We start from the raw sequence: 15,054 nt of genomic DNA on the forward strand, positions 1-15,054 counted from the left end.
CACGGCAGTCGGCCGTGCGGGGCACCTTCGCGTGGGTACGGGGGTTACGCGGCCTTCGCCTTCGTGGCGTACATGTCCACGTACTCCTGCCCGGAGAGCCGCATCACCTCGGCCATCACCGAGTCCGTCACCGCCCGCAGCACGTAGCGGTCACGGTCCATCCCGTCGTACCGGGAGAACTCCATCGGCTCGCCGAAGCGGACCGTCACACGGCCCGGGCGGGGGAGCCCCGCCCCGCTCGGCTGGATCTTGTCGGTGCCGATCATCGCGAAGGGGATCACGGGCGCGCCGGTCATCAGGGTGAGCCGCGCGATGCCCGTACGGCCCCGGTACAGCCGGCCGTCGGGGGAGCGGGTGCCCTCCGGGTAGATCGAGAAGATCCTGCCCTCCTCGAGGACCCGGCGGCCGGTCATCAGGGCCGCCACGCCGCCCCGGCCGCCGTCCCGGTCCACCGGGATCATGCCGACGCTGGTGAAGAACCAGGCCATGGCCCGGCCCTTGACGCCCTTGCCCGTCACGTACTCGTCCTTGCCGATGAAGTAGACCGGGCGGTCCAGGCAGATCGGCATGATCATCGAGTCGATGAAGGTCAGGTGGTTGCCCGCGAGAATGACCGGACCGGTGCCCGGGATGTTCTCGGCGCCCTCGACACGGGGGCGGAACATCAGGCGCATGACCGGCCCGAGCACTGCCTTGATGATCGCGAGACGGGACAACGGTTCCTCCGGTGTGACGCGGTTCGGTCGAGCGGGTCGGCGTGCGAGCCAGTCGGGCTGACGGTGCAGCTGGCGACGATACTCGCGGGTCACCGCCGCTCGCACATCGGGTTCACGGAGTGGATACGCAGTGTTGACGTGTGTTTCCGCCATGTTCGGCGGAGGTCTGCCACCCGTAGGGCGTTCTTGCCTAGCGTCGGAACCCCCCGATGACAGGTACGGGACATCACACAGGAGGAGCCTTCATGACACAGGGTGCGCACCCGAGCCCGGCGCGGCGGACCGTCCTCGGCGCGGCCGGAGCGGCGGCGGTACTGGGGGCCACGACGGTCCTCCCCGCGGGCACCGCCCACGCCGACGAGGCCCGGGGCGGTGAGGACCGCGGCGGCAGGGGCCACGGCTACCGCTCCCTCCCCGTCCCCACCGTCATCGCCCACCGCGGCGCCAGCGGCTACCGCCCCGAGCACACCCTCGGCTCCTACCGGCACGCCCTCGACCTCGGTGCCCACGTCATCGAGCAGGACCTCGTCCCCACCAGGGACGGCCACCTCGTCTGCCGCCACGAGAACGACATCACCGGCACCACCGACGTCGCCGACCACCCCGAGTTCGCGTCCCGGAAGACCACCAAGACGGTCGACGGAACCTCCCTCACCGGCTGGTTCACCGAGGACTTCACGCTCGCCGAGCTCAAGACCCTGCGGGCCAAGGAGCGCATCCCCGGCACCCGCCAGGAGAACACCCTCTACGACGGCCGCTGGACGGTCCCCACCTTCGAGGAGGTGCTGCGCTGGGCCGAGGACGAGGGCCGCCGCCGGGGCCGCGAGATCTGGCTCCACGTCGAGACCAAGCACCCCACCTACTTCCGCGGCCTGGGCCTCGGCCTCGAGGAGCGGCTCGCCAGGCTCCTGCGCCGGTACGGACGCCACCGCGCGAACTCCCCGGTCTTCCTCCAGTCCTTCGAGCCCAGCAGCATCCAGCGCCTCGCGAAGCTGGTGGACTCCCCGCGCGTGGTCCTGCTCTCCGGCGCCGCCACCCGCCCCTGGGACTTCGTCCAGGCCGGGGACCCGCGTACCGTCGCCGACCTGGTCACGCCCGCCGGCCTGAGCTGGATCGCCTCGTACGCGCAGGGCATCGGCCCCACGCTCGACCTGGTCATCCCCAAGGACGCGAGCGGCCGGCTCGGCACCCCGACCACCCTGGTCCGCGACGCGCACGCCGAGGGCCTGGTCCTCCACCCGTACACGCACCGCAACGAGAACGCCTTCCTGCCCGCCGACTTCCGCCGCGGCACGGACCCGAACGCCTACGGCGACGCCTTCGGAGCCCTCAAGCGGTACCTGGAGACGGGCATCGACGGGATCTTCTCCGACAACGCGGACACCGCCCTGCTCGCCGCCGCGGACCTCACCGCCCGCGACTGACCCGCACGGGAGCCGTACGGAGGCCGTACGGCTCCCGTAGGGAGGCCGTATGGGGCCGTGCGGGTGGTCACCGTTCCCGCACGACCCCCTCCCGGGTGGTTTACGCCCCGTGCCGCAACCGCCGCCGGGCGCCCCGGCATCGTGCCGGTCATGACCTCCCCCACCACGCCCGCGCTCCCCACCGCCCCGGCGCCCGCGCCCGCGTCCGACACGGCGCCCGGCCTCCTGGCCGCCCTCGCCCCGCTGCTCGCCGCGGAGTCGGACGCCGAGGCGCCGGCCGCCGGCGTCGAGCCGGGCGACCTGGAACAAGCCGTCTGGCTGCGGCTCCTGGAGCAACTCCAGGAGACCGGAGCGGCCCCCGAGCGGCCCGCCGAATGGCTGCGCAGGGCCGTCCGCGCGGAAGCCCGCCGCGCCCGCAGGACCACCGACCGGGAGCGCCCCTACCGGGACGAGCCCGCCCACGAGCCGGGCGGCGCCGAGCCCCACGGCTCCCCGGAGCACTCCCTGATGGCCGCCGAAGGCCGCCGCACCCTGCGGGCCGCCGTGACGCGGACGCCCGGCCGCTGCCCGCGGGTGCTCACCGCGATGCTCGACCCGCAGGACCACACCTACCGGGAAATCGCAGGAGAGTTGGGTATCTCACAGGGCAGTCTGGGGCCGATGCGTTCCCGTTGCCTGGGATGCCTGCGCAGAATGCTGGCTGCAGAGGTTCCCGCCCCCGGTCGACGGGGAAGGGTGCGGTAAACCGATGATCGACAGATGAGCGGGAGGCGTGCACACATGGGCCTGAGTGTGACCATCTCAGCAGCGGACGTGCAGGACGCGGAGCACATCCTGAAGCTGCAGTACCTCTGCTACCAGAGCGAGGCGGAGCTCTACGGGGACTGGTCCATCGAACCGCTCACCCAGTCGCTCGACGCCCTGCGCGCCGAACTCCACGAGGGGTACGGCCTGGTGGCCCGGCTCGGCGACGAGATCGTCGCGTCCGTGCGGGCCCGCCTCGACGAGGACGGCACGGTGCGGATCGCCAAGCTGATCGTCCACCCGCGCATGCAGCGGCACGGCCTCGGCGGCCGGCTCCTCGACGGCATCGAGCGCCACTTCGCCTCCGGCGCCGAGCAGCTCCCCGAACCGCCGGCCAAGCGCTTCCAGCTCTTCACCGGCCACCGCAGCGAGGGCAACCTGCGGCTCTACCGCAGCAAGGGGTACGAGCAGGTCGCCACCCGCGAGATCGGCCCCAGGATCACCCTGGTGACCCTGGAGAAGGCCGCCTGACTCAGGCGGCCGCCGGCGTGCGCGACCTGCGCAGCCACCAGATGCCGGTCAGCGGCAGCAGCACCGGGATGAAGAGGTAGCCGTAGCCGTAGTCCGACCAGACCGTCGCGTCCGGGAAGGCGGACGGCTCGACCAGCGTCCACGTCCCCACGACCAGCACGCCCGTGAGCTCGGCGGCGCAGCACACCAGCGCCGCCCTGCGGGCCGTCTCCCCGCCGCGCACCAGCGTGTAGGTGATGAAGGCGTACACCACGGCCGCCACCGCCGAGAGGCCGTACGCCAGCGGCGCGCGGTCGAACTCGGTCGCGATCTGGTAGATCGAGCGGGAGACCGCGCCGACCGACATCACGCCGTACAGCCAGACGAGCAGGATGCCCGGGCCCGAGACCAGGCGGTTCCTCGCGCCCTGCGCCGCCTTCTCCTGTGTCGCGGTCATGGTCAGCCCACCGTCCAGATGTCGTAGAGACGCACTTCGAGCACGGCCAGGACGACCGCGCCGGCCGCCACCGTCGCCGAACCCCACCGGCTGCGCTCCGCGAGCGACATGAAGCCGGCGATCGGCACCGCGCACAGCGCGCCGAGCAGATAGGCGACGAAGATCGTCGTCCCCTCCTCGGCCTTCTCGCCGCGCACCAGCTGCACGATGCCGACGACCAGCTGGACCAGGACGAGGAACGTCACCACGGCCATGCCGATGAAGTGCCAGTCCTTGGTCGACTGGTCCCGGAAGGCGTCGAAGCCGCACCAGGCGGCGAGGGCGAGCGCGGCCACGGAGACCGCGACCGTCAGGGCGTCAAGCATGCGCCCGAGGGTATTACGGCCCGAATGGGCCGATGCGCTCGCCCCTCCCCGCCGTGCGCGCCCGGGCGTGGCCTTGGCCACAACCGGCGCCCCGAGCCGGTCCCCGTGCCGCCGTTTCCGGCACCGGCCGGCCGGGCCGTCCCCGCAGGCCGCACAAGGGAACGGCGGACGGACACCGCCGCCCCGGGTGTCCGCATGACGTCTCAGTGATGTCCGCTATTCGGACACGCCCCTGGTCTTCGCAGCTGCGCATGTTTTACTTGCAGACATGACCACGACGAGCAGCCGCACCCTTGCGACCGAGGCGACCACGACGCCCGGTGCTCGTTGTATGTGTCGAATGTGCGCCTTCTGAGGGCCCCCGCCTGAGTTTCGCGCCCCGAAGCGAGACCCGACGGCCGTGCCGATCCTCCCGCCTTCCGGCGGTGGACCGTGCCCGCCCCAGCGCACCCCCGCCGCCTCCCGGCCACCCGCCGGGCCGGCCTCCGTGCGCCTGACTGTCCGAATCATGAATGCCCCGTGCCCGGCGGACCCCGCGCCGCGCACTCGACAGTGACGGAAACCCCTGTGATCACCACTTCGGGCCTGACCAAGGTCTACGAGTCGCGCGGCCGCCAGGTCACCGCTCTCGACGGTGTCGACCTCCACGTCCGCGAGGGCGAGGTGTTCGGCGTGATCGGCCAGAGCGGCGCCGGCAAGTCCTCGCTCATCCGCTGCGTGAACCTCCTGGAGCGCCCCACCTCCGGCACCGTGACCGTCGACGGCGTCGACCTCACCGCCCTCGCCGGCAAGGGCCGCCGCGCCGGCAAGGGCCGCCGCGCCGGCAAGGACCTGCGCCGGGCGCGCAGCAGCATCGGCATGGTCTTCCAGCACTTCAACCTGCTGTCCTCCCGCACGGTCAAGGACAACATCGAGCTCCCCCTGGAGATCCTCGGCGTCCCCGGCGCCGAACGCTCCCGCCGTGCCCTCGAACTCCTCGACCTCGTCGGCCTCGCCGACAAGGCCAAGTCCTACCCGGGCCAGCTCTCCGGCGGCCAGAAGCAGCGCGTCGGCATCGCCCGCGCCCTCGCCGGCGAGCCCAAGGTCCTCCTCTCCGACGAGGCCACGAGCGCCCTCGACCCGGAGACCACCCGCTCCATCCTCCAGCTCCTGCGCGACCTCAACCGGCAGCTCGGCCTCACCGTCCTGCTCATCACGCACGAGATGGACGTCGTCAAGACGATCTGCGACTCCGCCGCGCTCATGCAGCACGGCCGGATCGTGGAGTCCGGCACCGTCGGCGAACTGCTCGCCACCCCCGGCTCCCAGTTGGCCGCCGAGCTCTTCCCGGTCTCCGGCGCCGCCACCGGCCCCGAGCGCACCGTCGTCGACGTCACCTTCCACGGCGAGGCCGCGACCCAGCCGGTCATCTCCCAGCTCTCCCGCACGTACAACATCGACATCTCGATCCTCGGGGCCGCGATGGACACCGTCGGCGGAAAGCAGATCGGCCGGATGCGCATCGAGCTGCCCGGGCGGTACGAGGACAACGTCGTCCCGGTCGGCTTCCTGCGCGAGCAGGGCCTCCAGGTGGAGATCGTCGAGGACGCGCAGGACATCGCCGACGCGCCCGCACTCGTCAAGGAAGGTGCCAAGTGACCTGGTCCGAGATGCAGCCGCTGCTGGAGCAGGGCACCGTCGACACGCTCTACATGGTCCTGTGGGCCACCGTCGTCACCGTGCTCGGCGGCCTGCCGCTCGGCATCCTCCTCCTGCTCACGGACAAGGGCGGACTGCTGCAGAACCGGCCGGTGAACAAGATCATCGGTGCGATCGTGAACGTCGGGCGTTCGCTGCCCTTCATCATCCTGCTGATCGCCCTGATCCCCTTCACCACCTTCGTCGTCGGCACCTTCATCGGTCCGACCGCGATGATCGTGCCGCTCGCCATCGGAGCCATCCCCTTCTTCGCGCGGCTCGTCGAGACCTCCGTCCGCGAGGTCGACCACGGACTCGTCGAGGCCGTCCAGGCCATGGGCGGCGGCATCCCCACCATCGTCCGCAAGGTGCTGCTCCCGCAGGCCCTGCCCTCGCTGGTCTCGGGCATCACCACCACCGTGATCGTGCTCATCGGCTACTCGGCGATGGCCGGCGCGGTCGGCGGCGAAGGCCTCGGCTCCAAGGCCGTCACCTACGGATACCAGCGCTTCGACACCACCTTCATGCTGGTCACCGTCGTCGTCCTGGTCCTGATCGTGACCGTCGTCCAGCTCATCGGCGACGGGGTCGTCCGACTCCTCGCCCGCCGGGGCCGCACCGCGTAACGCCCCCCCCGGCCACCCAGACTTCGTCCTTCGAAGAAACAGCCCGGACTTGTTGTCCAGGCGTCCACCGCACCACCGGAAAGAGGCACTCTTCGTGCGTAAGAACATCAAGCTCACCGCCGGTATCGCCGCCACCGCCGCCCTCGCCCTCGGCCTCACCGCCTGCGGCACCTCGTCGGACCCGTCCTCCGCCAAGGACGCGGCCGGCTCCGGTGACACCTCCAAGGCGCTCGTCGTCGCCGCGTCCCCGACGCCCCACGCCGACATCCTCGAGTACGTCAAGGACAACCTGGCCGAGAAGGCCGGCCTGAAGCTGGAGGTGAGGGAGTTCACGGACTACGTCCTGCCGAACACCGCCACCGAGTCCGGCCAGGTCGACGCCAACTTCTTCCAGCACAAGCCGTACCTCGACGACTTCAACAAGAAGAACAACACCCACATCGTCCCGGTGGTCAACGTCCACCTGGAGCCGCTGGGCCTCTACTCCAAGAACCTCAAGTCGGTGAAGGACATCAAGGCCGGCCAGACCATCGCCGTCCCGAACGACACCACCAACGGCGGCCGCGCGCTCCAGCTGCTCGCCGAGAACGGCCTGATCACCATCAAGCCGGGCGTCGGCACCAACGCCAAGATCTCCGACATCACCGACAAGAAGGGCCTGGAGTTCAAGGAGCTGGAGGCCGCCACCGTGCCCCGCGCCCTGAACGAGGTCGACGCCGCCGTCATCAACGGCAACTACGCCATCGAGGCCAAGCTCCAGCCGGCGAAGGACGCCCTCGTCCTGGAGAAGGCGGACGGCAACCCGTACGCCAACTTCCTCGCCGTCAAGGAGGGCAACGAGAAGGACGCCCGCGTGCAGAAGCTCGCCGAGCTCCTCAACTCGCCCGAGGTGAAGAAGTACATCGAGGACACCTACAAGGGCTCGGTCATCCCGGCCTTCGGTGCCGCCCAGTAAGGTCCGCCCCGACCTCCGGCGCCCGAGGGACCGTCAGACCGGTTCCCCCGTACAGTCCTTGTGCAGAAGGCCCCCCGCATCCCGTCCGGTGCGCGGGGCCTTCGCCACACCCCACCCGGCCATGCGCACCGACGGTCGCATGCTGCATGCTGTGCGTTCACGCTCGATTCGGACGGTCCACGGCATGGAGCTGCGCATGACTACCACCTTTCCGGACATCTCCATCAACACGGACCGGTTGGTGCTGCGCGCGCTCGAAGAGGCGGACGCCCCCGCCCTCGCCGAGATGATGAACGACGAGATGGTCGCCGCCTGGACGGCCGTGCCGCAGCCCTACACCGAGGCCGCCGCACGCCGCTGGATCACCGAGTACGCCCCCACCGAACGCACCGCCGGCCGGGGCCTCGACCTCGCCGTCACCGAGTTCCTGACCCAGCGCCTGGTGGGCATCGTCCAGCTCGGCAGCACGAACTGGCGCGTCCGCTCCACCGAGATGTCCTACATCATCGCCCCCTGGGCCCGCGGTGAGGGATACGCCTCCGAAGCCGCGCTCGCCACCGCCCAGTGGCTCTTCGGCGACCAGGGGTTCGAACGGATCGAGCTGCGCACCGCGGCCGACAACACCGCCTCCCAGCAGGTCGCCCAGAAGATCGGCTGCATCAGCGAAGGCGTCCTGCGCAACGCCTGCATAGCGCGCACCCGCACCGAGGACGGCAACTGGACCGACCTGCGCACCGACTTCATCGTCTGGGGCCTCCTCCCCGAGGACCTCGACGGCGTCGCCGACCAGATGGCCGAGGCCGGGTACTCCTCGTACACCGACTGGAGCTGAGCCCCCGGGACCATCCCGGGGTACGCTCGGCACGCCCCCGACCTGCGACAACACCACAGGAGACCGACGACGATGGCCGACCGCGTCACGGTGATCGGCTGGGACGGCTCGCCCCTCACCACGGCGGCCCGGTCCGCACTCTCCGCCGCCACCCTCGTGGCCGGCGCCGCCCACCACCTGGCGCTGCCCGAGATCCCCCGCGACGCCGAACGCATCCGCCTCGGCAGCCTCGACCTCGCCGCCCGCCGCATCGCCGGCCACCGCGGCACCGCGGTCGTCCTCGCCGACGGCGACCCCGGCTTCTTCGGCGTGGTCCGCACCCTGCGCGCCCCCGAGTACGGCCTGGAGATCGAGGTCGTGCCCGCCGTCTCCGCCGTCGCCGCAGCCTTCGCCCGGGCCGGCATGCCCTGGGAGGACGCCCGCGTCGTCGTCGCCCACCAGCGCACCCTCCGGCGCGCCGTCAACGTCTGCCGCGCCCACCCCAAGGTCGCCGTCCTCACCTCGCCCGGCGCCGGACCGGCCGAACTCGCCCTGCTCCTCGACGGGGTCCACCGGACCTTCGTCGTCTGCGAGGAGCTCGGTACCGACCGCGAACAGGTCTCCGTCCTCACCTCCGACAAGGCCGCCGACCACGTCTGGCGCGACCCGAACGTCGTCCTCGTCATCGGCGGCGGCAGCACCGGCGCCGTCGCCCCCGGCGCCGCCTGGCTGACCGGCCAGGACCCGGCCGTCCGGCCCGTACGGGGCTGGGGTCTGCCCACGGAGGAGTACGCCCCCCAGGGGTACGGCACCGGCCCCGGCCTCGTGACCGGACCCGGCGCCGACGCGCCGGGCGGGGCGCGCACCACCGCGGGGGAGGACCCCGCGCTGCGCGTCGCCCAGCTGGCCCGCCTCGGCCCCCGCACCGGTGACCTCGTCTGGGACGTCGGCTGCGCGGGCGGAGCCTTCGCCGTCGAGGCCGCCCGCTTCGGCGCGGCCGTCATCGCCGTCGACGCCGACCCGGCCGCCTGCGCCCGCACCGAGGCCGCCGCCCGCCGCCACGGCGTCCCCCTGCAGACCGTCCAGGGCCGCGCCCCGCACGTCCTCGAACGCCTTCCCGAACCCGACGTCGTACGGGTCGCGGGCGGCGGCGTCCCCGTCGTCAGGGCATGCGCCGACCGGCGTCCGGAAAGGATCGTCACCCACGCCTCCACCCGCGATGAGGCCGAGGCCGTCGGAGCGGCCCTCGCCGACGGCGGCTACGCCGTCGAGAGCGTCCTGCTCCAGACCGTGGGCCTCGACCCGTCCGACTGGTCCGAACGCGAGCGCTCGGTCGTCTTCCTGCTGGCAGGCCGCAGATCGGCCACGTCCTAGCTACCGGAGGGTTCTCCACCCGTGACCCGGCCGCCCCACCGGGGCAGGGTAGGCTGGCCGATTGTTGTACCGCACCCGGACGTTCGGCGCTCTGTGCCTCAATGTCCCGAATTGGTGGCTGCTTTGTGCCGCTGATGTGGTGCGGGACACGGGGGGACCGCGCGACGTGGCGCAGTCCACAGCGCACCGTGGCGGATCTCCCTGCCACGATGGCACAGGACCGCGACAATGAGTGGGTGTCCGCGTGTCCTTCGTGCCGCGCGGCGCGCGCGCTCGTTGTTCTCGACGACGGGCGCAGGTCTGAAGGAGCACAAGCGATGGGCGAGGGGTACGCATGACGGACACCGGCCAGGTCCCGGGCGAGGGACTGCCGGAGAACGCAGGCATGGTCGAGCAGCCGGGCATCCCCGCACCGGGCGCGTACACCTTCCTGGACCCCTCCGAGCACACCGCCGAGGACGACGACCTGCTTCTCATGCCGGGCGCGCAGGGCGCCTGGAGCGAGCACCCGCCGGGCGTCGCGCCCGCGCCGCCGGTCGCCGTGCCGGCCCCGCAGGCGGCACCCGTGGTCCCGAACCAGGCTGCGCCGCACCAGGGCGTGCCCCAGCCGGCCGCCGCGCACCCGGCGCCCCCGATGGGCGACCCGCTCACCGGCCCGCTGCCGGACCCGCTCACCGGTCCGCTCCCCGACTCGATCGCCCTCGCCGACGTGCTGACGGCCCCGCAGGGCCAGACCCCGGCGCAGGGAATCCCGCTCGGCCACCCCGCAGGCACCCCGGCGCACGGCGTCCCCGTGGCCTCGTACGAGCCGGTGGTCACCGACCACGGCTACGAACCCGGCATCCTCGACACCGGCGCCCACGAGGCCGCGGGCCGCGACTCCGGCTCCGTCGACCTCGGCGGCGTCCGCGTGCCGCCGCCCGGCCAGGCCCAGGTCCCGCCGCCGGCCCGCCGCCCGCTGCACATGGGCCCGCCCGTGCCCGACGCCACCGGCGGCGTCGTGCTCTCGCTGGCCGACCGCGGCCCGGCCGCCGCGCCCGCCCCGGCCCCGCAGCCGGTTCCGGTCGTGGCCACCGAGCCCGCGCCCGTCCCCGTACGGACCCCGGGACCGCCGACGACCGGCCCCGAGTACTTCGACATCCCGCAGGACCAGCAGGTCGCCCCGCAGGGCGCCGAGCCGTGGGCCGCGCAGCCGCAGGAGGCCCCGGCGCCCCCGGCCGCCTTCCCCGCAGAAACGGTCGTCCCGCCGAACGGCCAGTTCGTCCAGGTCGAGGGCACGGTCCCGACCGCCCCGCACCTGGCCCCGACCCCGGCCGCCGACGCGGTCGCGGAGCCGGCCGCCGAGACGCAGGAGCCGTCCCCGGTCGCCGAACCGGCCGAGGCCGAGGCCCCCGTGCCCGCGCCCGCCGTGGCGGAGCCCGCTGCCGAAGCCGTCGCGGAAGCACTGGCGGAATCCGTCGCGGAGCCCGTCGCCGAAGCGGTCGCCGAGACGCCGGTCGAGGCCCCTGCGGTCGCCGACGCCCCGACCGCCGTGCCCGCGCCGCGCGAGGGCGAGCCCGCCGCCGAGGCACCCGTGCCCGCGCCGGCCGACGCCGTCGAACCCGAGGCCGCCACCCCCGCGCCCGAGTCCGAGCCGGCCCCGGAGCCGGTGGCACAGGCCGAGCCCGTCGCCGTACCGGCGGAGACGCCCGAGGTCGTCGGCGAGCCCGTCGCCGAGGCGGTCGCCACGCCGGAGGCCCCGGCGGAGCAGGCTCCCGAGGAGACCCCCGTGGAGGCGGTCGCCGAGGAGATCCCCGTGGTCGCCGAGGAGACCCCGGAGACGCTGCCCGAGCAGGCCCCGGAGCCGCAGGCCGTCGCCGTGGTCGCCGAGGAGCCCGCCGCGGCCGTCGACGAGGTCGCGCCGGCCGAGGACACCGAACGGCCCGAGGCCGTGGTCACCGAGCCCGAGGCCGCCGAGCCGGCCGAGGTCGTGGCCGCCGAGGCCGAGCAGGCCCCGGTGGAAGCCCCCGCGGACGCCGAAGCCGACACCGAGGCCGTCGTCGGCCCGGAGGCCGAGGCCGTCGCCGACGAGGACGCCGACCCCGCCGCGCAGGACGCGCCGAGCGCCCCCGCCCCGGGGTACGACGACGCCGAGCGCGAGGCCGTGCTGCGCGTGATGCGCGAGCGCCGCGACATCCGCAACGGCTTCCGCTCCGACCCGATCCCGCACGAGGTGCTGCTCCGCGTCCTGGAGGCCGCCCACACGGCCCCCAGCGTCGGCCACTCGCAGCCCTGGGACTTCGTGGTCATCCGCTCCGCCGAGACCCGCCAGACGATGCACGAGCTGGCCCAGAAGCAGCGCGAGGCCTACGCCAAGTCGCTGCCGAAGGCCCGGGCCAAGCAGTTCAAGGAACTGAAGATCGAGGCCATCCTCGACACCCCGGTCAACATCGTCGTCACCGCCGACCCCACCCGCGGCGGCCGCCACACCCTCGGCCGCTACACGCAGCCGCAGATGGCCCCGTACTCCTCGGCCCTCGCCGTCGAGAACCTCTGGCTCGCCGCCCGCGCCGAGGGCCTGGGCGTCGGCTGGGTCAGCTTCTTCGACGAGCGCGAGATGGTCCGCACCCTCGGCCTTCCCGAGCACCTCGAAGTCGTCGCGTACCTCTGCGTGGGTTACGTCGACGAGTTCCCCGACGAGCCCGAGCTGGCCCAGGCGGGCTGGTCCAAGCGCCGCCCGCTGGCCTGGGTCGTCCACGAGGAGACCTACGGCCGCCGCGCCCTGCCCGGCGAGGAGCCGCACGACCTGCTCCAGGAGACCGTCGCCAACATCCGCCCGCTGGACGCCAAGGCGCTCGGCGAGGCCTGGGAGCGGCAGAAGCGGATGACCAAGCCGGCCGGCGCGCTCGGCATGCTGGAGATCATCTCCGCCCAGCTCTCCGGACTCTCCCGGATGTGCCCGCCGCCGATCCCGGAGCCCGCGGCCGTCGCGATCTTCGCCGGCGACCACGGCGTCCACGCCCAGGGCGTGACCCCCTGGCCGCAGGAGGTCACCGGCCAGATGGTGGCCAACTTCCTCGGCGGGGGAGCGGTCTGCAACGCCTTCGCGAACCAGGTCGGTGCCGAGGTCTGCGTCATCGACGTCGGCGTCGCCTCCGAACTCCCGGCCACCCCCGGACTCCTGCCCCGCAAGGTCCGCCCCGGCACCGGCGACTTCACCACCGGCCTCGCGATGACCCGCGAGGAGGTGCTGGCCGCGATCGAGGTCGGCATCGAGACCGCCCGTGACCTGGTCGCGGCCGGCAACAAGGCGATCCTCACCGGCGAGATGGGCATCGCGAACACCACCGCGTCCGCCGCGCTCATCTCGGTGTACACCGGGGTCGACGCCGCCGAGGTCACCGGCCGCGGCACCGGCATCAACGACGAGACGCACGCCCGCAAGGTCGACGTGGTGCGCCGCGCCCTCGACCTGCACAAGCCGGACCCGGCGGACCCGATCGGCGTCCTCTCGGCGATCGGCGGCCTGGAGCACGCGGCCCTCGTCGGCCTGATCCTGGGCGCCGCCTCGCTGCGCACCCCGGTCATCCTCGACGGCGTCTCCACCGGCGCGGCGGCGCTCGTGGCCCGGGCCATCGCGCCCGAGTCGCTCGCGGCCTGCATCGCCGGTCACCGCAGCGCCGAGCCCGGCCACGTGGCGGCCCTCAACAAGCTGGGCCTGCGCCCGCTGGTCGACCTGGACCTCCGCCTCGGCGAGGGCACGGGCGCACTGCTCGCGCTCCCGCTGGTGCAGAGCGCGGCCCGCGCGATGCACGAGGTCGCCACGTTCGACTCGGCGGGCGTCACCGAGAAGTAGCACCACCCGACGCGTCCCCCCCGCCCCGGCGAGCGGGGGACGCGCGGGAACCGCGTCAGGGACCCCTCGGCGTGATCCGCGGCGCCCTCCTGCGGGAGGCGCCGCCCGGCTCCCCGCGCCCGTGGATCACGCGGTCCCCGGCGCGGTCCCGGAACGCCGACCACGTCACCCCGTCCACCGGGAGATCCGTCACACCCTGCCGCCCGCGGGTCACGGATATCGTGGGTCACACAACGCGCCCCACCAGCCGCTTCACCGCAGCAGCGGCCCCGTACACGTCCTTCCGAGGAGCCGCTCACCCATGGCCGAGCCCGCCGCGCACCCCGAGCACCCCGCCTACCCCGTCGGACTGCGCCTCGCCGGCCGCCGCGTCGTCGTCCTCGGCGGCGGGCAGGTCGCCCAGCGCCGGCTCCCCGCGCTGATCGCCGCGGGCGCCGACATCACGCTGATCTCCCCGTCGGCCACCCCCTCCGTCGAGGCGATGGCCGAGGCGGGCGAGATCCGCTGGACCAAGCGACGGTACGAGGACGGCGACCTCGCCGACACCTGGTACGCACTGGTCGCCACCACGGACCCGGAGTCGAACGCCGCCGCCTCCGCCGAGGCCGAGCGGACCCGCACCTGGTGCGTGCGCTCCGACGACGCCGAGGCGGCCACCGCCTGGACCCCGGCCACCGGCCGCGACGCGGGCGTCACCGTCGCCGTGCTCACCGGCCACGACCCCCGCCGCTCCGCCGCCGTGCGCGACGCGATCGTCGAGGGCCTCCGCGACGGTTCGATCGCCGCGCCCGCGCACCGCAGTCGCGCGCCCTTCGTCGCGCTGGTCGGCGGCGGCCCCGGCGACCCGGACCTCATCACGGTGCGCGGCCGCCGGCTGCTCGCCGAGGCGGACGTGGTCATCGCCGACCGGCTCGGCCCCCGCGACCTCCTCGACGAACTGCCGCCGCACGTCGAGGTGATCGACGCGGCGAAGATCCCGTACGGCCGCTTCATGGCCCAGGAGGCCATCAACAACGCGCTCATCGAGCACGCGAAGGCCGGCAAGTCGGTCGTCCGCCTCAAGGGCGGCGACCCGTTCGTCTTCGGCCGGGGCATGGAGGAGGCGCAGGCGCTCGCCGTCGAGGGCATCTCCTGCACGGTGGTCCCGGGCATCTCCAGCTCGATCTCGGTGCCCGGCGCGGCCGGCATCCCGGTCACGCACCGCGGTGTGGCCCACGAGTTCACGGTGGTCAGCGGTCACGTCGCTCCCGATGACCCGCGCTCGCTGGTCGACTGGGCGTCCCTCGCGAAGCTCACCGGCACCCTCGTCATCCTCATGGGCGTCGACAAGATCGGGAAGATCGCCGAGGCGCTGATCGCGCACGGCAAGAGCCCCGACACCCCGCTGGCCCTGGTCCAGGAGGGCACCACCGCGACCCAGCGCCGGGTCGACGCCACGCTCGCGACGGTCGCCGAGACCGTCAAGGCGGAGGAGGTCCGTCCGCCGGCCGTCATCGTCATCGGCGAGGTCGTCACCGAGGGCCCGGACAAGCTGGTGAAGTGACCGCGGAAGCGCCCGCA

13 protein-coding genes are annotated in these 15,054 nt (G+C 73.3%); 10 read left to right on the plus strand and 3 right to left on the minus strand.

Going from position 1 to position 15,054, the window contains the following annotated elements; all coding sequences use genetic code 11:
* Nucleotides 1–44: 44 nt before the first annotated feature.
* Nucleotides 45–716 (minus strand): lysophospholipid acyltransferase family protein, encoded by a 672-nt coding sequence (locus ACFCY7_RS27770; protein WP_376488794.1) that lies wholly within the window; start codon nt 714–716, stop codon nt 45–47.
* A 245-nt stretch (nt 717–961) separates the two neighbouring features.
* On the opposite strand from ACFCY7_RS27770, the gene ACFCY7_RS27775 reads away from it, so the two are divergent.
* The 3 genes from ACFCY7_RS27775 (at nt 962) to ACFCY7_RS27785 (ending at nt 3,415) form a co-directional block, all read left to right on the plus strand.
* Nucleotides 962–2,140 (plus strand): glycerophosphodiester phosphodiesterase, encoded by a 1,179-nt coding sequence (locus tag ACFCY7_RS27775; protein ID WP_376488795.1) that lies wholly within the window; start codon nt 962–964, stop codon nt 2,138–2,140.
* Nucleotides 2,141–2,290: 150 nt separating this feature from the next.
* Complete coding sequence (locus tag ACFCY7_RS27780) at nt 2,291–2,884, plus strand: sigma-70 family RNA polymerase sigma factor (protein WP_376488796.1); 594 nt, start codon at nt 2,291–2,293, stop codon at nt 2,882–2,884.
* A gap of 36 nt (nt 2,885–2,920) precedes the next feature.
* The gene (locus tag ACFCY7_RS27785; RefSeq protein ID WP_376488797.1) at nt 2,921–3,415 is read left to right on the plus strand and encodes a GNAT family N-acetyltransferase; all 495 of its coding nucleotides are present in this window, start codon (nt 2,921–2,923) and stop codon (nt 3,413–3,415) included.
* A gap of 1 nt (nt 3,416) precedes the next feature.
* Here ACFCY7_RS27785 and ACFCY7_RS27790 read toward each other — a convergent pair whose 3' ends face one another.
* Together ACFCY7_RS27790 and ACFCY7_RS27795 are read right to left on the minus strand one after the other, a co-directional pair.
* Complete coding sequence (locus tag ACFCY7_RS27790; RefSeq protein ID WP_376488798.1) at nt 3,417–3,851, minus strand: hypothetical protein; 435 nt, start codon at nt 3,849–3,851, stop codon at nt 3,417–3,419.
* A gap of 2 nt (nt 3,852–3,853) precedes the next feature.
* Entirely contained in the window at nt 3,854–4,216 is a 363-nt protein-coding gene (locus ACFCY7_RS27795) for a hypothetical protein (protein ID WP_376488799.1), read from the minus strand.
* Between the two features lie 519 nt (nt 4,217–4,735).
* Here ACFCY7_RS27795 and ACFCY7_RS27800 point away from each other — a divergent pair.
* The 7 genes from ACFCY7_RS27800 to cobA all read left to right on the plus strand — a co-directional run bounded on the left by ACFCY7_RS27800 (nt 4,736) and on the right by cobA (nt 15,037).
* Complete coding sequence (locus ACFCY7_RS27800) at nt 4,736–5,854, plus strand: methionine ABC transporter ATP-binding protein (protein ID WP_376488800.1); 1,119 nt, start codon at nt 4,736–4,738, stop codon at nt 5,852–5,854.
* A complete protein-coding gene (locus tag ACFCY7_RS27805; protein ID WP_376488801.1) occupies nt 5,851–6,519 on the plus strand; it encodes a methionine ABC transporter permease in 669 nt (222 codons plus the stop codon). The genes ACFCY7_RS27800 and ACFCY7_RS27805 overlap by 4 nt, the downstream gene beginning before the upstream one ends.
* A gap of 94 nt (nt 6,520–6,613) precedes the next feature.
* Complete coding sequence (locus tag ACFCY7_RS27810; protein ID WP_376488802.1) at nt 6,614–7,474, plus strand: MetQ/NlpA family ABC transporter substrate-binding protein; 861 nt, start codon at nt 6,614–6,616, stop codon at nt 7,472–7,474.
* A 196-nt stretch (nt 7,475–7,670) separates the two neighbouring features.
* Nucleotides 7,671–8,306: a GNAT family N-acetyltransferase gene (locus ACFCY7_RS27815; protein WP_376488803.1), complete on the plus strand. Its 636-nt coding sequence runs from the start codon at nt 7,671–7,673 to the stop codon at nt 8,304–8,306.
* Nucleotides 8,307–8,378: 72 nt separating this feature from the next.
* Nucleotides 8,379–9,659 (plus strand): precorrin-6y C5,15-methyltransferase (decarboxylating) subunit CbiE, encoded by a 1,281-nt coding sequence (gene cbiE, locus ACFCY7_RS27820; protein ID WP_376488804.1) that lies wholly within the window; start codon nt 8,379–8,381, stop codon nt 9,657–9,659.
* Between the two features lie 334 nt (nt 9,660–9,993).
* Nucleotides 9,994–13,494: a nicotinate-nucleotide--dimethylbenzimidazole phosphoribosyltransferase gene (gene cobT / locus ACFCY7_RS27825; protein WP_376488805.1), complete on the plus strand. Its 3,501-nt coding sequence runs from the start codon at nt 9,994–9,996 to the stop codon at nt 13,492–13,494.
* Between the two features lie 301 nt (nt 13,495–13,795).
* On the plus strand, nt 13,796–15,037 hold the full coding sequence (cobA, locus tag ACFCY7_RS27830; protein ID WP_376488806.1) for a uroporphyrinogen-III C-methyltransferase: 1,242 nt from the start codon (nt 13,796–13,798) through the stop codon (nt 15,035–15,037).
* Nucleotides 15,038–15,054: the final 17 nt, after the last annotated feature.

The sequence above is a fragment of the Streptomyces sp. NPDC056361 genome (assembly GCF_042262805.1).
Taxonomy (GTDB): domain Bacteria; phylum Actinomycetota; class Actinomycetes; order Streptomycetales; family Streptomycetaceae; genus Streptomyces.